Consider the following 20914-nt stretch of genomic DNA (forward strand, 5'->3'; position numbering starts at 1 on the left):
GCACGGGCCCCGGAATGCATACCGCGCCCCCCAGGTTTTAGCCTGTGGGGGCGCGGGTGTTTCCGGCCACGCGCATGGATGACAGTCGAGGAACGAGGCACAGATGACCGACCCGGTGACGCTGGACGGCGAGGCCAAGATCGGCGAGTTCGACGAGAAGCGGGCCGAGAACGCCGTGCGCGAGCTCCTCATAGCCGTCGGCGAGAACCCGGACCGGGAGGGCCTCCAGGAGACCCCGGCGCGGGTGGCGCGGGCGTACAGGGAGATTCTGGCGGGTCTGCGGCAGGAGCCCGAGGAGGTCCTGACCACGACGTTCGACCTGGGGCACGACGAGATGGTCCTGGTGAAGGACATCGAGATCGTGTCGCTGTGCGAACACCATCTGCTGCCGTTCCACGGCGTGGCCCACGTCGGTTACATCCCGGCCGAGTCCGGCAAGATCACCGGCCTGTCGAAGCTGGCCCGTCTGGTGGACGTGTTCGCCCGCAGGCCCCAGGTGCAGGAGCGCCTCACCACCCAGGTCGCGGACTCCCTGATGCGCATCCTCGACGCGCGCGGGGCGATCGTGGTGATCGAGGCCGAGCACATGTGCATGTCGGTACGCGGCATACGCAAGCCCGGCGCGAAGACGACGACGTCGGCGGTGCGCGGCCAGCTCCGCGACCCCGCGACGCGCAGCGAGGCGATGAGCCTCATCATGGCCCGCTGACCTCGCCGGACACCGAAGCCCGACTTCCCTGTCCTGCCTGTCTGTTGGCACACGGAACGGCCCCGGTCACCTGACGGACAGGTGGCCGGGGCCGTTCCGGTTTCGGGGTGACGAGGCGTCAGGCGACCGGCGCCGTGGTGTCGTCCTCGTCCTCGGGGAGCTTGCAGACCCGCTCGAGGAAGAGGGCGGCCGCGACGACCGCGATCCCGGCCACCACCGAGAACCCGGCGTAGATCGCCTGGTCGCGGCGGGCCGGCACGTCGAGATAGCTCAGCAGATAGACCCCGGTGCCGCCGTACATCCCGCACACCAGGGCCGCGACCAGCGCGCTGGCCTGGCCGAAGACCACCGCGCGGGCGGCCATCAGGGGCTCGACGCCCTTCGCTCCCGGGCGGCGCTCGCGCTGGGCGCGCAGCCGGGCCCGGATGGACAGGGCGGTGGCGAGCAGGATGACCGCGATCACCCCGAGCACGATGGGCGCCGCGAGGGGCACGCTCGGCAGGGTCGAGACCGAGTCCCACAGCCGGGCGCCCGCCCAGGAGAGCACCCCTGCGATGACGAACAGTCCGGCCAGTACGCCAAGCCGCAGTTGCTTCACGGAGTAGTGCCCTTCGCGTCTGTGAGTGTCTTGTCGAAGTCGGGTGCGCCACCGGGCCCCGAGGGGGCGCGGGCGGAGCGCCTGGTGGTCGACCTCAGAAGCGTAACGACTACTCGGGCAGACGGAGTTCCAGATCGGCGCGGGGCAGGACGCCGTCGCGGCCGACGCCGGTCAGCAGGTCGGCGATCGAGCCGTGGCCGGGCAGCTGGGCCTCGGGCTCCACGTCGTGCCAGGGCGCGAGCACGAAGGCCCGCTGGTGGGCACGGGGGTGGGGCAGGGTGAGGACCGGGTCGTCGGAGACGACATCGGCGTAGGCAACGATGTCCACGTCGATGGTGCGGGGGCCCCAGCGCTCGTCGCGGACCCGGTCGAAGGCCTCCTCGATCGCGTGCCCGCGCTCCAGGAGCGAGGCCGGCGGCAGAGTGGTCTTCACCACGACGACCGCGTTGAAGTACGACGGCTGGGAGCCCGCCTCGACGCCCCAGGGCTCCGTCTCGTACACCGGCGAGACGGCTTTGACGCGCAGGCCCGGGGTGTCCTCCAGGGCGTCGATGGCGCCCTGGAGCGTTTCGAGCCGGTTGCCCAGGTTGGAGCCGAGGGCGATGACCGCCCGGCGCGGGTTGGAGAGCGTCACGTCGGCCGCGTCCACCTGCTCGACCACGGCGGCGGGCACCGGCTGTACGGTCGGGTCGCTCTGGGCGCCCTGCGGATACACGCTCATACTCGGCTCCGGGTGATCGTGATGGTCACGTCGTCGAACGGGACGGTGATCGGCGCGTCCGGCTTGTGGACGACGACCTCCACCTCCTTGACGCCTTCGTGCTTGAGGCACTGCTGGGCGATCCGCTCGGCGAGCGTCTCGATCAGGTCGACGGGCTCGCCCTGGACGACGTCCACGACTTCCTCGGCCACCACGCCGTAGTGCACGGTCTTCGCCAGGTCGTCGTCCGCCGCCGCGGGGCGGGTGTCGAGGCCGAGCACCAGGTCCACGATGAAGGTCTGGCCCTCCTCGCGTTCCCGGGGGAAGACGCCATGGTGCCCACGGGCCTTGAGGCCGCGCAGCGCGACACGATCCACGCGAATCACTCCTGCTGTCGTTGGTCAGACGGACATGCGGCCGCGTGCGGGCGGCACGGTGCCCACAATCGAATCTACCTGCGGGCACTGACAGTGCTCGCCCACGGGGGCTATGGACAGATCCTGACAGGCCTGGTAGCCGCCCCTACCCGATGACCCCGGATTCAATCCTCCCGAGCCCTCAATCGTGCCCGGATTCAGTCCTCTTCCGGCTCTTCGTCGCCCGATTCGGCGAGCACCGGGGAGCCGTGGTGGGACCAGAGCCGCCAGCCCTCGGATGTGCGGCGGAACACATTGGTAGCGACCACGAGCTGGCCGACGAGCGGGCCGAGCTCGCCGCCCTCCTCGGCGGGCCCGCCGCTGAGGATGTTCTCGGTGCAGGTCACCAGCGCGGTGTCGCCCAGGATGACGACCTTCACATCGGTCAGGAAGAACTGGATGTACTCCGTGTTCGCCATGATCAGGGCGTACGAGCGCAGCACCTCGCCGCGCCCGGAGAGCACCGGCCAGCCCGGGTGGACGCAGGAGATCCCGGTGTCGCCGGCCTCGGTGGCGTCCAGCCAGAGCGCGGAGAGCTCGTCGAAGTCGCCCTGCTCCAGGGTCTCGTAGAACGCGGTGTTGGCGCGTTCGACCGCCTCGATGTCCGTCCGCGGGCTCACCGGGCGCCCTCGACGGCGCGCGCCACGCGGACGGCGTCGGCGGTGGCCCGCACCTCGTGGACGCGGACCGCCCAGGCGCCCTCGTGCGCGGCGATGGCGGAGACGGCGGCGGTGGCGGCGTCGCGCTCACGGGCGGGCGGCGGGGCGCCCTCGTCGCCGGCCAGGACGTGGCCGAGGAACCGCTTGCGGGAGGCGGCGACCAGCACGGGGCGGCCGAGCGCGCGCAGTTCGGCGAGGTGGGCGACCAGGGTGAGGTCGTGCGCGGCCTGCTTGGCGAAGCCGAGGCCGGGGTCGATCACGAGGCGCTCGGGGGCGATGCCGCCCTCGATGACGGCCTCCATCCGCAGGCGGAGCTCGGCGACGACGTCCGCCACCACGTCCCCGTACACCGCGCGGCTGTTCATGTCCTGGCTGAAGCCGCGCCAGTGCATCACCACGAAGGGGGCGCCGGTGGCGGCGACGGCGGGGACCATCGCGGGGTCGGCGAGTCCGCCGCTGACGTCGTTGACCAGAGCCGCGCCCGCGGCGATCGCCTGCTCGGCGACGCGGGCGCGCATGGTGTCGACGGAGACGGTGACGCCCTCGGCGGCCAGGCCCCGCACGACGGGGACGACGCGGCGCAGCTCTTCGGCCTCGTCGACCCGGGAGGCGCCGGGGCGGGTGGACTCGCCGCCGACGTCGACCAGGTCGGCGCCCTCGGCGACGAGGTCGAGGCCGTGCTTGACCGCGGTCGAGGTGTCGAACCACCGGCCGCCGTCGGAGAAGGAGTCGGGCGTCACGTTGACCACGCCCATGACCGCGCAGCGGTCCCATTCGGGCAGGCCTTCGACGGACCCCCGCCCGTTCAACGTACTCATACGTCAAGCGTAGGCGTCAGGCGGAGGTCCCCGGACCACTCGCGGGGGTGGCGAAGAGCCGCTGGAGCAGTTCGTGCAGGGCGACGCGGTCGGCGTCGGGCAGCGCGTCCAGGGCGGAGTGGGTGGCGAGCATGCCGGTGCGGACGGTCTCCACGGCCTGGAGGCCCTCGTCGGTCAGGACGACGTTCTTGACGCGGCGGTCGGTCGGGCTCGGTTCGCGGCGCACCAGGGCGCGGGCCTCCAGGCGGTCGACGATCCCGGTGACGTTCGAGGCGTCGCAGTGCAGCGTGGTGGCGAGCGAGCGCATGGAGGCGGGGCCGCGGCGCAGCACGGTCAGAGTCTTGGCCTGGCTGGAGGTGAGGCCCTCGTCGGCGGCGGCCGACGTGAAGTCGCCGTAGAAGCCGGCCAGGGAGTCCCAGATGGCATCCATGAGCGCGGCGTTGTCGACGGCGGTCGGGCGGCTGGTTCCAGGAGGCATGCCGCCCACTGTACCCGCGGTTCGAGTGAAACTTGACTACCTCAACCTTTGATGTTTACCTTCATTAAGTTGCTTGAGGTAATCAAGCTTCCATCAACTCAAGTACCTCGGTACCTCAGTACCTCCATCTGCCCACGGAAGAAAAAGTGACCACTAACCAACGCCCCAGCGGCGGTACCGGCCTCGTCCTGGTGCTCGGCCTCGCCGCCATGGTCGTCTCGATGATGCAGACCCTGGTCGTGCCGATCCTCGGGATCATCCAGAACGATCTCGGCACCACCACCTCGGGCGTCAGCTGGGTCACCACCGCGACCCTGCTCTCGGCGGCCGTCTTCACCCCGCTGCTCGGGCGCTTCGGCGACATGCACGGCAAGAAGCCGACCCTGATCGGTGTGCTCGTGGTCATGGTCGCGGGCTCGGTGCTCGCCGCCACCACCAGCTCGCTCACCCTGCTGATCATCGGCCGGGTGCTCCAGGGCGCGGCCACCGCGATCTTCCCGCTGGCCCTCTCCGTGCTGCGCGAGGAGATCCCGCCGCAGAAGCTGCACGGCGCGATGGCGCTGGTCAGCGGCACCCTGGCGTTCGGCAGCGGTCTCGCCCTCGTCGGCGCGGGGCTGCTCACGCAGGGCTCGCACCCCGACTACCACCGGGTGTTCTGGCTCGCCGTGATCCTCGCGGTCCTCGCCCTGATCGCGGTCGTCGTGGTCGTACCGGCCTCCCGTACGAAGACGGGCGGACGCACCGACTGGCTCGGCGCCGCCACCCTGGCCGCCTTCCTGGTGCTGCTCCTGCTGCCGATCTCGCAGGGCCACGAGTGGGGCTGGGGCTCCGCCCGTACGATCGGGCTCTTCGTCGGCGCCGTCGTGATGGCCGGGGTCTGGGTCCTGGTCGAGCGCAAGGTCGCCGAGCCCATGGTGGACATGCGGATGTTCGCGCACCGGCCGGTGCTCTTCACCAACCTGGCCGGGCTGCTCCTCGGCTTCGCGATGTTCTCGCAGTTCATTGGCGTCTCGTACCTGGTGCAGATGCCGGACAGACTGACGGGCTACGGCTTCTCGGCGTCCGTCCTGCGCGCCTCCGTCGAGTACCTGCTGCCGACCACGCTCATCTCGCTCATCGCCGCCCCGCTCGGCGGGCAGCTGGTCGGGCGGATCGGCGCGCGCTTCACGCTCGCGGCGGGTGCGGCCTTCGGCGTCCTGGGCTTCGCCTGGCTGACCGGGGCGCACGACTCGACGGCGTCCGTGATCCTCGCGGGCATGCTGATCGGCGCCGCGATCAGCTTCGGGTACGCCGCGATGCCCGCGCTCATCGTGGCCAGCGTCCCGCACCACCAGACGGGCATCGCGAACGGCATCAACTCCATCTCGCGCTCGGTGGGCTCCGCGATCGCCAGTGCCGTGATCACGTCGCTGCTCGCGTCGAAGGTGATCTCCGGGCTGCCGAAGGGTGTTCCTCCGCTGCCTGCCGAGAGCCAGTTCACGCTGTCGTTCGCGCTGGCGGGGATCGCGTTCGTGCTGGTCGTGGGGGTGGCGCTGGTGGGGCTGTCCTCCGACCGGTCCCGCGTGCGGCGGGTCACCGCGTCCTCGGCGGAGCCGTCGGAGCCGGAGCTGGAGCGGGCCTGACCCCTCGGGGGTGGCCCCCCAAAACCCCCTGGGCTCAGCCCCGGGCCCCGGAGGGCCCCCACCCCGCCCCTTCCCGAAACCCTCCGGGGGTTGAAGGCGTTCCTGGGGCTCCGCCCCAGACCCCGTTCGCGCCTTAAGGGCGCTCGTCCTCAAACGCCGGACGGGCTGAGGACGCTCATGCGGGCCAGCATCATGCCGCCAAGGGGCGCGGGGAACTGCGCGAGAAGCGGGCACGGTCCGCAACCGAATGACACCCCCCGGCGGGTTTAGGGAAGGGGCGGGGAGGGGCCTCCCGGGGTCTGGGGCAGAGCCCCAGCGCACCCCCTCTGGCCCCCGGGGAAGCCGAGGCCCAGCCCCGCCGGGAACACGAAACCCCGGTCCCAAGCCCCCGCAAGGGGACCCGGGGCCGGGGTTCGCGGGGCGGGGTTACGCCGCGCTTACCTCTCGCTCCGAGGGGGTCGCGTGCGCGCACGCCCGCTCTCCCCGGGCCGCCCGGGTGAGCCGCGCGAGCGGACCCGGCAGGCCCAGGTTCACGAAGCCCTCGGCCTGCATCACGGCGAAGCCGATGCGGGGCAGGTCCGCGTGGGCCCGGTAGACCATGAAGCGCGGCTCCCAGCGCGGCTGGAACTTCGCGTTGAACTTGTACAGCGACTCGATCTGGAACCAGCGGGACAGGAAGACCAGCAGACCGCGCCACATCCGCAGGACCGGCCCCGCGCCGATCTTCTCGCCGCGCGCGAGCGCCGAGCGGAACATCGCGAAGTTCAGCGAGACCTGACGCACGCCGATCTTCTCGCAGGCCTGGAGGGAGGCCACGATCAGGAGCTCGTTCATGCCGGGGTCGGCCGAGCGGTCGCGGCGCATCATCTCCAGCGACATTCCGTCCTTGCCCCAGGGGACGAAGTGCAGGATGGCCTTCAGGTCGCCGTAGGGGGAGGGGGCCTCGCCCTCCTCGTCGGCCTTGTGGGCCGTCGCGATCACGCAGTCGCCGTCGTTGGGGTCACCGATGCGGCCGAGCGCCATCGAGAAGCCGCGCTCGGTGTCGGTGCCGCGCCAGTCCTCGGCGGCCCGGCGGATGCGCTCGAGCTCGCCGTCGGAGAGGTCACGAACGCGCCGTACGCGGGTTTCGTAGCCATTGCGCTCGATGCGCTTGACCATCTGGCGTACGTTCCGCATCGCGCGTCCGGCGAGGGAGAAATCCGCGACGTCCACCACCGCCTCGTCACCCAGCTCCAGGGCGTCCAGGCCGGTCTCGCGGGTCCAGACCTCGCCGCCGGTCTCCGAGCAGCCGACGACCGCAGGGGTCCAGGAGTGGGCCTTGGCCTCGTCCATGAACCGCTCGATGGCGCCGGGCCAGGCCTCGACGTCGCCGATCGGGTCGCCCGAGGCGAGCATCACACCGGAGACCACGCGGTAGGTGACGGCCGCCTTGCCGCTGGGCGAGAAGACGACGGCCTTGTCGCGGCGCAGCGCGAAGTGGCCGAGCGAGTCGCGGGCGCCGTGCTTGGCGAGCAGGTCGCGCAGCTTGTGCTCGTCGTCCTGGGTGAGGCGGGCCGCCGGGTGCTCGGGCCGGAAGGCCAGGTAGATCGTGGTGACCGCGGTGAGCAGGCCGAGCGCGCCGAGCGAGTAGCCGACGGTCCAGCTCGTCTTGCCCTGGTACTCGACCGGGCCCTCGAAGCCGAAGAGGCCGAACATCACGTGCTGGATGCGGTCCACGATGCTCGGGTTGCCGACCGTGCGGTTGGGGTGCACGCTCACGATCACCAGGCCCAGGCCCAGCGAGCCGGCGCCCATCAGGAAGAAGTTCGCCACCGCCTTCCAGCGGCTGCGCGGGTCGGGCAGCGCGGTGAACTCGCTCCGGTGGCGGACCAGCAGCGTGAGAAGTACCAATGAGATCAGCACCCCGACGACGGAGTGCCGGTACCAGAACTGGGCCACCGCGCCGATCGGCAGCAGCACCACGGCGGCCCGCCAGGCCCGCCTCTTGCGGCGCTTCAGGCCGTGCGCGAGGAGCAGCAGGAGAATGCCGGCGCAGAGCGCCACGGCCGCCGCGAACGGGCCGAAGGTCCCCGGCAGCACCTCGCTCACGGTGTGGAACCGACTGTGCCGGACGCGATCGAAGACTCCGGCCGCTACGTCCAGGAGGCCCACGACAGAGCAGGCCGTACCGACCACCTTGGGAACCGACTCGGGGCGCGGCCCGCGGAGGACCTTTCGTACACGAGTCGGAACCGATCCGTTTTTGTCCCCATCTATCCTGACAGACATCGCTTCCCGTGACTCCGCGAGAGATTCAGTTGGCCGGGGGACGGCGTCCACACCGTCCAGCCGGACAATTTGCGCCCTCTAGGACGGGACTTGTGGGGGGCGGGTTCCCTCGGTCTCAGGAAAATCTCAGCCAGAAAGTTTCATCGACTCATGGGTCTCACGAGCAACAAGGTTCTGGCACTCGCCGTGTTCCTGGCGGTAGTGCTGTTCGCGGTCACGATCTGGTTGTGGCCGCGCCTGGCGCGGCGCAGCTGGAAGGCCGTGGCGGGCCGCGTCGGGCTGCTCCTCGCGACCCAGCTGGCGATCTTCGCCTCGGTCGGTCTGGCCGCCAACAACTCGTTCCTGTTCTACGGATCCTGGGCGGACCTGTTCGGGCAGGAGCAGGACATGGGCAAGGTCGTCGACCACTCGGCGGGCGGCAAGAACATCCAGGTCGTCGGCAAGCAGAAGCCGGACACCCCGGGCGCGGGCAAGCCGCAGCTGGGCGGCGAGATCCAGAAGATCGTGCTGGCCGGGGAGAAGTCGAAGATCACGAGCCCGGCCTACGTCTACCTGCCCCCCGAGTACTTCCAGAAGGCGTACGAGAACAAGACCTTCCCCGCCTCGATCGTGCTGACCGGCTACCCGGGCACCGCCGAGAACCTGCTCAAGGGCCTGCGGTACCCGAAGACCGCGTGGGCGCAGGCCAAGCAGAAGAAGATGCAGCCGATGATCCTGATCATGATGCGCCCGACGGTGGCGGGCCAGCGGGACACCGAGTGCGTGGACATACCCAACGGCCCGCAGACCGAGACGTTCTTCGCCAAGGACGTGCCGGGCGCGATCTCCGCGAACTACCGGGTCGGCACCAAGCCCCAGAACTGGGGCTTCATCGGCAACTCGACCGGCGGCTACTGCGCCCTGAAGATCGGCATGCACCACCCGGAGCAGTTCGCGGCGAGCGCCGGCCTGTCGGCGTACTACAAGGCGGCCGACGACCCGACGACGGGTGACCTCTTCCACGGCAACAAGAAGGAGGAGAACCGGGCCAACCTGCTGTGGAGCCTGGACCACCTGAAGCCCGGCAAGTCGTCCTTCCTGGTCACGAGCTCGCTGACCGGCGAGGACAACTTCAAGCCCACCCAGTCCTTCATAGCGAAGGTGAAGGCGCCCGGGCGCGTCTCCTCCATCACCCTCGACAGCGGCGGCCACAACTTCAACACCTGGCGCCGCGAGATCCCGCCGGCCCTGGAGTGGATCAGCGGGCGGCTCAGCGCGAGCTGACCGACTCGACCGTCACCTCGGTCCGGGGCACCGCCTGCGCGTCCGCGTCGATGGAGCGGCGCAGCGCCTCGTGGAGCCGGGCCGGGGTCAGCACGCCGAGGAAGCGGCCCCGCTCCTCGCGGTCGATCACCGCGATCCAGCCCGCGTCGTGCTGGAGCATCGTGGCGAAGGCCTGCTTGAGCGAGGCGCCCACCGGCAGCCAGGCCTCCATGCGCCGGGCGTGCTCGCGGACCGTGCCCGTGCCGTGCCGGGCCTGCTCGGCGGAGATCCAGCCGTGCAGGTGGTCCTCGCCGTCCAGGACGACCGCCCAGCGCGCGATGTCGGCGGGCAGCGGGTCGTCGAGGTGGACCACGGGCGGCTGCTCCAGGTCGCTCTCCTCGATGGGGGTCACCGAGAGGCGCTTGAGGCCCCGGTCGGCGCCGACGAAGTCCGCGACGTAGGGCGTGGCGGGGGCGCCGAGCACGGCGGCGGGGGCGTCGAACTGCTCGATGGCACCCTGCCCGTAGACGGCGATGCGGTCGCCGAGGCGGACCGCCTCCTCGATGTCGTGGGTGACGAACAGGACCGTCTTGCGCACCTGCGACTGGAGCCTGAGGAACTCGTTCTGCAAGCGCTCGCGCACCACCGGGTCGACCGCACCGAACGGCTCGTCCATCAGCAGCACGGGCGGGTCGGCCGCCAACGCCCTTGCCACGCCCACGCGTTGGCGCTGACCACCGGAGAGCTGCTCCGGGTAGCGCGAGCCGTACGTCTTCGGGTCGAGCCCGACCAGGTCGAGCAGCTCGGCCGCGCGCTCACGGGCGGCGGCCTTCTTGACGCCGAGCAGGTGCGGCACGGTCGCGGTGTTCTCCAGGACCGTCTTGTGCGGGAACAGCCCGACCTGTTGGATCACATAGCCGATGCGGCGCCGCAGCTGGACGGGATCGACGGTCGATATGTCCTCGCCGTCCAGGAATATCCGACCGTCGGTCGGCTCGATGAGCCGGTTGACCATCTTCATCGTGGTGGTCTTGCCGCACCCCGACGGGCCGACCAGGGTGACCAGTTCCCCCTCGGCCACCTCGAAGGACAGGTCGTCCACGGCGGTGGTGCCGTCGGCGTACCGCTTGGTGACGTGCTCGAACCGGATCATGGTTCCCCATTGTGAAGGCTGGCTGGCGCGCTTGTGTGAAGCCCATGTTGCTGTACTGCGAAGGCCCGAGGCGATTGTCAGTGGTCGGGGATAGGGTCCTGGAGTACGGATCGAACACCAGGGGGAGGTGGGGGAGTGGCGCAGAACTGTCTGGCGGCGAACGACTGGATCTGCTGGGAGTACGTCAGCTCCCGGAGCCAGGAGTTGACCGACGCCACGGTCCAGCACATCTGGATCACCGCGGTGTCGGTGCTGATCGGCCTGCTCATCGCCTTCCCCCTCGCGCTGCTCGCGCGCGGGCGCAAGTCGGTGGCGGCCACGGTCCTGGGCCTGACGACCGTGCTCTACACGATCCCGTCGCTCGCGATGTTCGCCCTGCTGCTCCCGGTCTTCGGCCTCTCGGCGGGCCTGGTGATCACGGGCCTGGTGCTGTACTCGCTGACGATTCTCGTACGGAACATCCTGGCCGGGCTCGAATCGGTGCCCTCCGACGCGCTGGAGGCGGCCCGCGGCATGGGGTACGGGCGGATACGGCTGCTGTTCGAGGTCGAGCTGCCGCTCGCCCTGCCCGCGCTGATGGCCGGGCTCAGGATCGCCACGGTGGCCACGGTCGCGCTGACCACGATCGGCTCGCTCGTCGACCACGGCGGCCTCGGCAACCTCATCGAGCAGGGCCTGCCCACCTTCTTCAAGGCGCAGATCCTCACCGCCTCCGTGCTGTGCGTGGCGCTCGCCATAGCCGCCGACCTGCTGCTCCTCGGGATCCAGTGGCTGCTCACGCCGTGGACCCGGATCCGTACGGCGAAGGCGGGCTGAGCGATGGGAGTCTTCACACAGGCCTGGACGTGGCTGACCACCGGCGCCAACTGGTCGGGGGAGGACGGCGCCTGGCACCGGCTCGGAGAGCACGTGTACGTGAGCGCGCTCGCCCTGGTCGTGTCCTGCCTGGTCGCCCTGCCGCTCGCGCTGTGGCTCGGCCACATCGGCAGGGGCGGCGCGCTCGCCGTCAACATCTCCAACGTCGGCCGGGCCATCCCCGTCTTCGCGGTGCTCGCCCTGTTCATGGTGACGCCGCTGCGCAACGCGGGCTATCTGCCCACGGTGATCGCCCTGGTGCTCTTCGCGGTGCCACCGCTGCTGACCAACGCCTACGTCGGCATGCGCGAGGTGGACCGGGCGGCGGTGGAGGCGGCCCGCGGCATGGGGATGTCGGGGCGTCAGCTCTTCCTCCAGGTCGAGCTGCCGCTGGCCTATCCGCTGATCATGACCGGGCTCCGCTCTGCGGCGGTGCAGATCATCGCCACCGCGACGATCGCCGCGATGGCCGGTCTCGGCGGGCTCGGCCGGATCGTCACCGAGGGATTCGCGGTGTACAACACCCCGCAGGTGGTGGCCGGGGCGATGCTCGTGGCGGCGCTCGCCCTGCTGGTGGAGGGTGCCCTGGTCGCGGTGGACCGCCTCTTCAGCCCCCTGCGCAAGCGCTCGTGACCCCGTGACCCGTGAGTCGGCAACACCTGTGATCCCGCAACGTCTTCTGGATGGTGGACCTTCATGAGCAAGACCCTGCGTACGGCCGGTGCGGTGCTCGGCACGCTGGCGCTGGCGGGCTCGCTCGCCGCGTGCGGCGGCGACAGCCTGGAGAAGAGCAAGGACAAGAGCGGTTCGAGCGCCTCGGGCGGCTCCAGCAGTACGGGCGGGGGGAAGAAGGGGTCCCTGGTGATCGGCGCGGCCGGCTTCACCGAGTCCGCGGTCCTCGCGGAGCTGTACGCGCAGGTCCTGGCCGACGCGGGGTACTCGACGTCGGTCACCACGGTGAAGAACCGCGAACTGTACGAACCCGCCCTGGAGAAGGGCGAGATCGACGTCGTGCCGGAATACGCGGCCACGCTCACCGAATTCCTCAATGCCAAGGTGAACGGCGCCAACGCGAAGCCCCTGGCCTCCGGCGACGTCACGGCCACCGTGGCCGAACTGACCAAGCTCGCCGGTCCGCGCGGACTGAAGGTTCTGCCCTCCGGTGAGGCGGTGGATCAGAACGCGTTCGCGGTGACCAAGGAATTCGCCGCCAAGAACAACCTCAAGTCCCTTTCGGACCTGGGCACGTCGAAGGCCAAGGTGAAGATCGCCGCCGGTGACGAGTGCAAGATCCGGCCATTCTGCGAGCCGGGTCTGACCTCCAAGTACGGCATCGACGTCACCGGCATCGACCCCAAGGGCGTCGGCACCCCGCAGGCCAAGCAGGCCGTCAAGGACGGGGTGGACCAGCTGGTGCTGACCACCACGACCGACGCGACCCTGGACACCTACGGGCTCGTCCTGCTCCAGGACGACAAGAAGCTGCAGAACGCGGACAACGTGCTGCCGGTCGTCAATGCCAAGGACGCGGGCGGACCGGAGATAGCCGACGCGCTCGGCAAGCTCACCAAGGCCCTGACGACGGCCGATCTGGTCGATCTCAACCGCAAGGTGGACGCCGAGCGGTCCAAGCCGGCCGATGTCGCGAAGGCCTATCTCCAGTCGAAGGGGCTGATCAAGAAGTAGCCGAATTTGGCGATCGGAGTAACTACAGGGGAACAGATTGGCGGGCGGGGGTCCATGTGACGTCTACGCACGGTAAATTTCAGGCCATGCCACGTGGACGCCACCGTCATTCCCCTCCGCTGCACCGGCTCCTCCAGCCGTCGGCCGTCGCCGGCGTCTCGGTCATCTGCGCCGGTGGCGCCTGGCTCTTCGATCAGCCGGCGGTTCTGCGGGCGTTGGCCGCCGCGGCCGCGGCGGCCTGCGTCACCGGCTCGGTGCTCATGCGCGCCTGGGACCGGGCCGCGGGCCGGCGCGTCGCCGAGCTGACCCGCTCGCGCGCCGCCGACCAGTGGCGCACCGAGGAGCGGATCGCCGAGCTGGAGACCGAGTTGGAGGAGTCGCGCGAGCTGCGCGGCCGCCTCGACGCCAAGCTGCGCACCAAGCGCATGGAGCTGGCCGGGCTGCGCGGCGAGCACGCGGCCCTGCTGCGGCGCTACGCCAATGCCGAGACCGAGCGGGCCAGCGCCCTGGAAGGCCGGCGCCGGCTCGCCCTGGAGTCGACCGGCCCCAAGGCCCTGGCGCCGTCGGCCGGTCTGCCGACGGCGGACTCCTACCTCGCGGCCGCGCGCGCCCTGGAGCGCCTCTCGCTCAGCGCCGAACGCCAGGCGAAGGCGCGGGCCGAGGCCGACGCGGCGCAGGCCCGCACCGAGTCCCGGGAGGCGGAGGAGCCGCAGGGGAAGCCCGCGGCGGCCCCCGGCAGCGGGGAGCACACCCGCCCGGCGGCCGCCCTCACCGCCAAGCCCCGCCAGGCCGAACTGCCCGCGGCGCCCGCGCCGGTGGCCGCCGCCGTGGTCCCCTATCTCGCCCGCCGGGCGGTCCGCCCCGAAGGCAGCTTCGACTTCTTCGGCACGGGCGCCGGGCAGAGCGCCCCGGCCGCCGAGCGGACGGCGGCGGCCGCGATCGAGGCCGTCCAGGACGAGGACCTCGCCGACGTGGTGGGCGAGGAGGTCTTGGCGGAACGGGCGCAGCAGGGCCCCGCGAAGGTCGTCGGCGAGGTCATCGACCTGACCGCGCACGACGAGACGGAACAGCTGGACGTGGCGGAGCTGCGTACCGCGATCTCGTAGGCGGCTCGCGCGCGAAGGGCCGCCGGCCCCCGCGCCGGGGGCCGGGCGCGTCCGGCGAGTGGATCGGGGCCCAAGTGGGTCCGGAACGAGGTCTGCGGGCGGTACCGAGGCCGCTCATCGTGGCGAGTGTCGGTACCGGCCGCAGAGCCCGGACGCGCGGGGCAGTCGGCGTCCGGCGGGCCCCTCCCCCGAGCCGGCCCGCGGAGCCATTGTGGTCGGGGGCCCCGCCCCCTTTCCAGGGGGCACGGGTGCAGATGAGTGATCCCCCGCCCGCGGCGCGCCCCTCGACCGCCCCCCACGACCGCCCCCACGACTCAGGGCGCTCCCCGTGCCCCTCCCTCGCCACGGACCGCGCCGCCCTCGGCGCCGTGTGCCTCCGGCCCGGACGGGAGTGCAGGAGGCCCCCGGCGGCTGGGCCAACTCCTGGGATCTCGCAGTGGGAAGCCCAACAGCGCGGTGCTCGGCGCGGGTTGGGTGACGCCGTGTGCTGCCGGGCCGGTTACATCTGCCGGTGCTCGGGTCATGCTGGTGCTCTACACACCGGGCGAGTCCCTCGCGAGCCGTGGCCCGGGTGCCCAAGCGCCGCCGACCAGTTGACCAAGTTTTTGGATTTATAGGGTTGATTCAGGCCAGCTGCCGTACGGTGATGATCCGCCCGTTTTCGATTCGTGAGGGAGATCGTCCGTGCCCGCTCACATAGCCCCTCCCTCTGTCGTGCTGCCGGGGAACGTTGTGACGACAGACGAGATCTGCAGCGACATCCGCCGGGTTCACGGCGATCTCCCGCGCCTGGAGGCCATGTTGCGGGTGGCGCGGGCGACCACGGTGCGCACCAGGCACTTCACCCGGCCGCTGACCGCGCCGACTGTGGCCGGAAACGCGTTGGTCGAGGAGCGCAACAAGGCGGCCTACGACGACGCGTTGGGCCTCGCGGCCGAGGCGGCGCGGCGGGCCCTGGCACAGGCGCGGCTGCGGCCCGGGGACATCGACGCGATCGTCACCAGCCACACCACGTCCTGGTCGGTGCCCTCCCTCGATGTCCACCTGGTCGCCGAACTGGGCCTGCGGTCCGACGTGCGGCGCCACCCCATGGGCACGGTCGGCTGCGCGGGCGGCGCGCAGGGACTGGTCCGCGCCCACCAGGACCTCGTCGCCCACCCGGGTGCCAACGTCCTGGTCGTCGCCTCCGAGTGCCTGTCGGCGGCGACGTACAACCACGAGGACACCAGCCTCGAATCGATGGTCTACAAGGTCCTGTTCGGGGACGGCGCCGCCGCCACCGTCGTCACCGCGCGGCCCGCCTGGGCGGGGCCGAGCTTCGTCGTCGAGGACACCTTCGAGTACGTGCTGCCCGACAGCGCCGACCGCTACCGGGGCAGGCTGAGCGGCGCGGGGCTGCACTTCGACTCCACCCGCGCGGCGGCCGCCTCCTTCAACGACTGCCTGCCCGCGCTCAGAGAGTGGCTCACACCGGACGCCCGGCCGCTCGACTTCGCGGTGGTCCACCCCGGCGGGCCGCGGATCCTCGACGACACGGCCGCGGGCCTGAAGCTGGACGGCGAACGCGAGGGCGGGGCCCTGCGGCACGCCTGGGACAGCCTCGCCCGCAACGGGAACCTGGGCGGTTCCGCGGTCCTGGACGTGCTGTCCCGTACGTTCGCCCAGCCGCCGGCGGCCGACGCCGCGGGCCTGATCATGGCCTTCGGGCCGGGTTTCGTCCTGGCGGCGGCGCGCGGTCACTGGTCCGACTGACCGCGCCCCCGGGCTACTTGTCGATGTCGCCCACGACGAAGAACAGCGAGCCCAGGATCGCCACCATGTCGGCGACCAGCGTCCCCGGCAGCAGCACGGCGAGCGCCTGGATGTTGTTGTACGAGGCCGAGCGCAGCTTCAGCCGGTACGGCGTCTTGTCGCCCTTGCTGACGAGGTAGTAGCCGTTGATGCCGAGCGGGTTCTCGGTCCAGGCGTACGTGTGGCCCTCGGGTGCCTTGAGGACCTTGGGCAGGCGCTGGTTGATCGGCCCGGGCGGCAGCTCGGCCATCCGGTCCAGGCAGGCGTCGGCGAGGTCGAGGGCGTTGTGGGTCTGCTCCAGGAGGCACTCGAAGCGTGCCAGGCAGTCGCCCTCGGTGCGGGTGACGACCTTCAGGGTGTCCTGCAGCTCGCCGTAGGCGAGGTACGGCTCGTCGCGGCGCAGGTCGAAGTCGACGCCGGAGGCGCGGGCGATGGGGCCGCTGACGCCGTACGCGTGCACGGCTTCGGCGGACAGCACGCCGACGCCCCTGGTGCGGGCCCGGAAGATCTCGTTGCCGAGGACGAGCCGGTCGTACACGTCCATGCGCGAACGCACCGAGGCCACGGCGTGCCGGACCCGGCCGAGCCAGCCGAGCGGCAGGTCCTCCTTCAGGCCGCCGACCCGGTTGAACATGTAGTGCATCCGGCCGCCGGAGACCTCCTCCATCACGGCCTGGAGCTCCTCGCGCTCGCGGAACGCGTGGAAGACCGGGGTGATGCCGCCGAGCTCCAGCGGGTACGAGCCGAGGAACATCAGGTGGTTGAGGACCCGGTTCAGCTCGGCCAGCAGGGTGCGGGTCCACACGGCGCGCTCGGGGACCTCCATGCCCAGCATGCGCTCCACGGACATGACGACGCCGAGCTCGTTGGAGAACGCGGAGAGCCAGTCGTGGCGGTTGGCCAGCATGACGATCTGGCGGTAGTCGCGGGCCTCGAAGAGTTTCTCGGCGCCGCGGTGCATGTAGCCGATGACCGGCTCGGCGTGCTGGATGCGCTCGCCGTCCAGTACGAGCTTGAGGCGTAGCACTCCGTGGGTGGAGGGGTGCTGGGGGCCGATGTTGAGCACCATGTCGGTGCTCTCTGCCCCGCCTCCGATGCCGACCGTCGTCTCCGTCATGGGGGCCAGTATCCCCCGGGCCCCAGCCCCCGTCCCCCCGGGGCTGCGCCCCGCCCCACCTCCCGGCCAGGGCGCTTTGCGCAGTTCCTCGCGCCCCTCAACCCCTTCGGCCTGCGGGCCGTGGTCGCTTCTCGCGCAGTTCCTCGCGCCCCTGAGCCCGTTTTCGTCTGCGGGTCGCGCCGTTCCCCGCGTCCCCAAAAGTCCCTTCGATCTGCGGATCGTGCTCGCTTCTCGCGCAGTTCCCCGCGCCCCTGGCGGTACCGGTGCTGTCCGGCATGGGCATTTTTAGCCTGTCCGGCGATTGAGGACGAGCGCCGTTCAGGCGCGAACGGGGTCTGGGGCGGAGCCCCAGGGCACTTTCACCCCCGGAGGGTTTAGGGAAGGGGCGGGGTGGGGGAGGGCCCCCGGGTCATACCCGCTGGTGCAGCCAGCCGAAGTCGCCCAGCCCGCCCCGCGAGGTCAGCTCTGCCGCCTCTCCCGCCGCGGCAAGCCCCCGCACGTACGCCGCCGGATCGGACGACGCGAGGGACAGCGGGGGCCGCGCCCCCGAGACGCCCAGACGGGACAGCGCCTCGCGCTGGGTGACCAGCTCCGCCCCCGCCCCCGCGCACGCGTCCAGCGCGACATGCGCCGTGATGTCGCAGGACCCGTCCGGCACGGGCGCCACCTCCCGCCCGCCCCGGAACCCGCTCAGCGTTCCGAACGGCGGCCGCGCCCCCTTCGTATGCGCGTAGTCGACCGCCACCGCCAACCCCGCGTCGAGCGAGGAGACCGCCCCCGCCCACGCCTCGTCGCGCGGCCGTCCGATCTCGGCCCGGGTGCCCGGCTCGGTCAGCGGCCACCAGCGGTCCAGCCACTCGGCGTCCGCGCCCGCGACCGGCGCACCCAGGGTCTCGGTGCCGTCGGGCCGTACGAGGACCAGCCGCGCCACCCCTTCGGAGTCGACCTCGGCCACGTCCACCGGCACGTTGTCCAGCCACTCGTTGGCGAAGAGCAGACCTCGGATGCCCGAGGGGATCGTGTCGCGCCAGTCGATCCGCGGGTCGAGCCCGGCCGGGCGGGCCGCGCGTTCGACGGCGTACGCGCGGACGGGGAACCCGGCGGGCAGCGCGGCCAGCACACCGGTGAGCAGTTCGCCCCGCCCGGCGCCGACGTCGACCAGGTCGACGGGGCCGGGGCCGAGCGGGGCCGCGACCTCCGTGAGGAGGCGGGCGACGGCCCCCGCGAAGAGCGGCGAGGCGTGGACGGACGTACGGAAGTGCCCGGCGGGTCCCTCGGGCCGCAGATAGAAGCCGCCGTCCCCGTAGAGCGCCCGCTCGGTCGCCTCCCGCCACCCGAGCGGAACGCCCACGCCGTCCGTCGCACCGGGTGCGGGGCCGCCCTCGCGGGCGCCCTCCGGGAGGCGCCCGGCGGCCCGCCCCGTGGCTGCGGCGCGCGGGCGCGGTTCGCTCGTATCGGGGGAGTGCTGACACGTCTCATCCGTCACGGGGCCAAGTCTCCACCTTGCGGAGTACGCGGACGGGACCAGGATCGCCCCGGCGGTTGACCCCTGCACCTATCTGCTTTCCCTACGCTGGGTTACGTGCAGCGCCTCTATGACTTCATCCGCAGACACCCGACCGGGGTCGACACCTTCTGGGCCGTCATCCTGTTCGGGTTCTCCTGCCTTCAGATCGCGGCGGCGGCACATGACCCGAGGCAGGCCTCCTGGGGCGTCCAGGTCCTGATCGCGGTCGGGATGGGCACGGTCGTGGCGCTGCGCCGCCGGGTGCCCGAGAAGATGCTGCTGCTCGCGATCGTCCTGGGCCTGGCCCAGCTCGCGCTCGACGTGCAGCCCCAGATCCAGGACTTCGCGATGCTGGTCATCGTGTACACGGTGGCCTCGGCGGGGGAGCGCTGGGCCTCGCGGGTCGCGCTTCTCGGCGGGTTGTGCGCGGCGCCGCTGTCGCACTTCCGCTGGATGGACACCGGCGGCGTCAACACGGCGACGGAGAAGGTCTTCTTCGTCGTGATCATGACCGTCCCGTTCGTGCTGGCCTGGGTGCTCGGCGACTCGATGCGCACCCGCAAGGCGTACTTCGCGCAGTTGGAGGAGCGGGCCTCGCGGCTGGAGCGGGAGCGCGAGGCGCAGGCGAAGGTGGCGGTCGCGGCCGAGCGGGCCAGGATCGCCCGCGAGCTGCACGACGTGGTCGCGCACAACGTGTCGGTGATGGTCGTGCAGGCCGACGGCGCGGCGTACGTGATGGACACCTCGCCGGACCAGGCGAAGACCGCCCTGGAGACCATCTCGATGACCGGGCGCCAGGCGCTCGCCGAGATGCGCCGGCTGCTCGGCGTGCTGCGCACGGGCGAGCACCAGGAGGCGGGGGAGTACGTGCCGCAGCCCGATGTGCAGCAGATCGAGGACCTGGTCGAGACGGTCCGCGGGGCCGGGCTCACCGTCGACTTCAAGATCGAGGGCACTCCGCGCCCGCTGCCCAGCGGCGTGGAGCTCACGGCGTACCGCATCGTGCAGGAGGCGCTCACCAACACCCGTAAGCACGGCGGTCCGGACGCGGGGGCGAGCGTGCGGCTGGTGTACTTCGACGACGGGCTCGGCCTCCTCGTCGAGGACGACGGCCGGGGCGCGGCCCACGAGATGTACGAGGACGGCGGCGCGGACGGCCAGGGCCACGGCCTGATCGGGATGCGCGAGCGGATCGGCATGGTGGGGGGCACCCTGGACGCGGGGCCGCGTCCCGGCGGCGGCTTCCGCATCAGCGCCCTGCTGCCGCTGAAACCGGCCCACTGATGGCTTGACGCCTGATGTGCCGAGCCTGATGTCCTGACCCTTGATTTCCTGGCCCCTGATTTCCTATACGCGCTCGACCAGCCGCAAGGCCCGATGGAGAGGGAACGATGACGATCCGCGTGATGCTCGTCGACGACCAGGTGCTGCTGCGCACCGGGTTCCGGATGGTGCTCGCCGCCCAGCCGGACATGGAGGTCGTCGCGGAGGCGGGCGACGGCGCGGAGGCGATCGACATCCTGCGCGCGACCGCCGTCGACGTGGTCCTGATGGACGTGCGCATGCCGAGGCTGGACGGGGTGGAGGCCACCCGGCGCATCTGCGAGGCGCCCAACCCGCCCAAGGTCCTGATCCTGACCACCTTCGACCTCGACGAGTACGCCTTCTCCGGCCTGAAGGCGGGTGCGAGCGGCTTCATGCTGAAGGACGTGCCGCCCGCCGAACTGCTCGGCGCGATCCGCTCGGTGCACAGCGGCGACGCGGTGGTCGCGCCGTCGACGACCCGCCGCCTGCTTGACCGGTTCGCGCCGATGCTCCCGGCCGCAGGCAAGGAGCCGGAGCACAAGCAGCTGGAGAAGCTGACCGAGCGCGAGCGCGAGGTCATGCTGCTGGTCGCCCAGGGACTGTCCAACGGCGAGATCGCCGCCCGCCTGGTCCTGTCGGAGGCCACGGTCAAGACCCATGTGGGCCGCATCCTGACCAAGCTGGGCCTGCGCGACCGCGTCCAGGTCGTGGTCCTGGCCTACGAGACGGGCCTGGTGCGGGCGGGCGGCGGCGCGGGCTGAGCGGGCCCGGCATGCGCCGAGTCTCGGGAGGCTGCCTGACGGGCCATCAGCTCGTCGATCCAGCAGCCCTGTTGAGCTGGGCGCCCTTTTCGGCCCGCCTCGCCCCGGATCGATCCCCGTGGA

At 71.4% G+C, this 20914-nt stretch carries 20 protein-coding genes; 10 read left to right on the forward strand and 10 right to left on the reverse strand.

Going from position 1 to position 20914, the window contains the following annotated elements; translation table 11 throughout:
- Positions 1–103 precede the first annotated feature (103 nt).
- The gene (folE, locus tag DT019_RS25110) at positions 104–709 is read left to right on the forward strand and encodes a GTP cyclohydrolase I FolE (RefSeq protein ID WP_114039154.1); all 606 of its coding nucleotides are present in this window, start codon (positions 104–106) and stop codon (positions 707–709) included.
- A 118-nt stretch (positions 710–827) separates the two neighbouring features.
- On the opposite strand, the gene DT019_RS25115 is transcribed toward folE, so the two are convergent.
- From DT019_RS25115 to DT019_RS25140, 6 genes are all read right to left on the reverse strand, one after another.
- Positions 828–1307: a DUF3180 domain-containing protein gene (locus DT019_RS25115; protein ID WP_114039155.1), complete on the reverse strand. Its 480-nt coding sequence runs from the start codon at positions 1305–1307 to the stop codon at positions 828–830.
- A gap of 109 nt (positions 1308–1416) precedes the next feature.
- The gene (gene folK / locus DT019_RS25120) at positions 1417–2028 is read right to left on the reverse strand and encodes a 2-amino-4-hydroxy-6-hydroxymethyldihydropteridine diphosphokinase (protein WP_114039156.1); all 612 of its coding nucleotides are present in this window, start codon (positions 2026–2028) and stop codon (positions 1417–1419) included.
- The gene (folB, locus tag DT019_RS25125; RefSeq protein WP_114039157.1) at positions 2025–2384 is read right to left on the reverse strand and encodes a dihydroneopterin aldolase; all 360 of its coding nucleotides are present in this window, start codon (positions 2382–2384) and stop codon (positions 2025–2027) included. The genes folK and folB overlap by 4 nt, the downstream gene beginning before the upstream one ends.
- A 197-nt stretch (positions 2385–2581) precedes the next feature.
- A complete protein-coding gene (locus DT019_RS25130) occupies positions 2582–3043 on the reverse strand; it encodes a nuclear transport factor 2 family protein (protein ID WP_114039158.1) in 462 nt (153 codons plus the stop codon).
- Positions 3040–3900, reverse strand: a complete 861-nt coding sequence (gene folP / locus DT019_RS25135) for a dihydropteroate synthase (protein WP_114039159.1) — start codon at positions 3898–3900, stop codon at positions 3040–3042. The genes DT019_RS25130 and folP overlap by 4 nt, the downstream gene beginning before the upstream one ends.
- 16 nt (positions 3901–3916) lie before the next feature.
- Positions 3917–4378, reverse strand: coding sequence for a MarR family winged helix-turn-helix transcriptional regulator (locus DT019_RS25140; RefSeq protein WP_223279741.1), 462 nt, complete (start codon positions 4376–4378; stop codon positions 3917–3919).
- 146 nt (positions 4379–4524) lie between these two features.
- Here DT019_RS25140 and DT019_RS25145 point away from each other — a divergent pair, with 146 nt between their 5' ends.
- Entirely contained in the window at positions 4525–6000 is a 1476-nt protein-coding gene (locus DT019_RS25145) for an MFS transporter (protein WP_223279742.1), read from the forward strand.
- Positions 6001–6426: 426 nt separating this feature from the next.
- Here the strand turns inward: DT019_RS25145 and DT019_RS25150 are convergent, their stop codons facing one another.
- The gene (locus DT019_RS25150) at positions 6427–8268 is read right to left on the reverse strand and encodes a phosphatidylglycerol lysyltransferase domain-containing protein (protein WP_114039160.1); all 1842 of its coding nucleotides are present in this window, start codon (positions 8266–8268) and stop codon (positions 6427–6429) included.
- Positions 8269–8418: 150 nt separating this feature from the next.
- On the opposite strand from DT019_RS25150, the gene DT019_RS25155 reads away from it, so the two are divergent.
- Positions 8419–9531, forward strand: coding sequence for an alpha/beta hydrolase (locus tag DT019_RS25155; protein WP_114039161.1), 1113 nt, complete (start codon positions 8419–8421; stop codon positions 9529–9531).
- Here DT019_RS25155 and DT019_RS25160 read toward each other — a convergent pair.
- Entirely contained in the window at positions 9518–10663 is a 1146-nt protein-coding gene (locus DT019_RS25160; RefSeq protein ID WP_114039162.1) for an ABC transporter ATP-binding protein, read from the reverse strand. The two genes, DT019_RS25155 and DT019_RS25160, sit on opposite strands and share 14 nt — an antisense overlap.
- A gap of 135 nt (positions 10664–10798) precedes the next feature.
- On the opposite strand from DT019_RS25160, the gene DT019_RS25165 reads away from it, so the two are divergent.
- From DT019_RS25165 to DT019_RS25185, 5 genes are all read left to right on the forward strand, one after another.
- Positions 10799–11479, forward strand: coding sequence for an ABC transporter permease (locus tag DT019_RS25165; RefSeq protein ID WP_114039163.1), 681 nt, complete (start codon positions 10799–10801; stop codon positions 11477–11479).
- 3 nt (positions 11480–11482) lie between these two features.
- The gene (locus DT019_RS25170; RefSeq protein WP_114039164.1) at positions 11483–12151 is read left to right on the forward strand and encodes an ABC transporter permease; all 669 of its coding nucleotides are present in this window, start codon (positions 11483–11485) and stop codon (positions 12149–12151) included.
- 63 nt (positions 12152–12214) lie between these two features.
- Entirely contained in the window at positions 12215–13204 is a 990-nt protein-coding gene (locus tag DT019_RS25175) for an ABC transporter substrate-binding protein (RefSeq protein ID WP_114039165.1), read from the forward strand.
- A gap of 86 nt (positions 13205–13290) precedes the next feature.
- Positions 13291–14310, forward strand: a complete 1020-nt coding sequence (locus DT019_RS25180; RefSeq protein ID WP_189389911.1) for a hypothetical protein — start codon at positions 13291–13293, stop codon at positions 14308–14310.
- A 732-nt stretch (positions 14311–15042) separates the two neighbouring features.
- Positions 15043–16062 (forward strand): PhlD, encoded by a 1020-nt coding sequence (locus DT019_RS25185; protein WP_223279743.1) that lies wholly within the window; start codon positions 15043–15045, stop codon positions 16060–16062.
- A gap of 13 nt (positions 16063–16075) precedes the next feature.
- Here the strand turns inward: DT019_RS25185 and DT019_RS25190 are convergent, their stop codons facing one another.
- A complete protein-coding gene (locus DT019_RS25190) occupies positions 16076–17218 on the reverse strand; it encodes an NADH-quinone oxidoreductase subunit D (RefSeq protein ID WP_114039167.1) in 1143 nt (380 codons plus the stop codon).
- 409 nt (positions 17219–17627) lie between these two features.
- A complete protein-coding gene (locus DT019_RS25195) occupies positions 17628–18569 on the reverse strand; it encodes an SAM-dependent methyltransferase (protein ID WP_114039168.1) in 942 nt (313 codons plus the stop codon).
- A gap of 231 nt (positions 18570–18800) precedes the next feature.
- Here DT019_RS25195 and DT019_RS25200 point away from each other — a divergent pair, with 231 nt between their 5' ends.
- Both DT019_RS25200 and DT019_RS25205 read left to right on the forward strand, forming a co-directional pair.
- Positions 18801–20009 carry a sensor histidine kinase gene (locus DT019_RS25200; RefSeq protein WP_114039169.1) on the forward strand — a complete coding sequence of 403 codons (1209 nt, stop codon included), beginning with the start codon at positions 18801–18803 and terminating at the stop codon, positions 20007–20009.
- A 107-nt stretch (positions 20010–20116) separates the two neighbouring features.
- Positions 20117–20791, forward strand: a complete 675-nt coding sequence (locus DT019_RS25205; protein ID WP_114039170.1) for a response regulator — start codon at positions 20117–20119, stop codon at positions 20789–20791.
- The last annotated feature ends 123 nt before the right edge of the window (positions 20792–20914 follow it).

The sequence above is a fragment of the Streptomyces sp. SDr-06 genome, from assembly GCF_003324565.1.
In the GTDB taxonomy this organism is placed as follows: Bacteria; Actinomycetota; Actinomycetes; order Streptomycetales; family Streptomycetaceae; genus Streptomyces.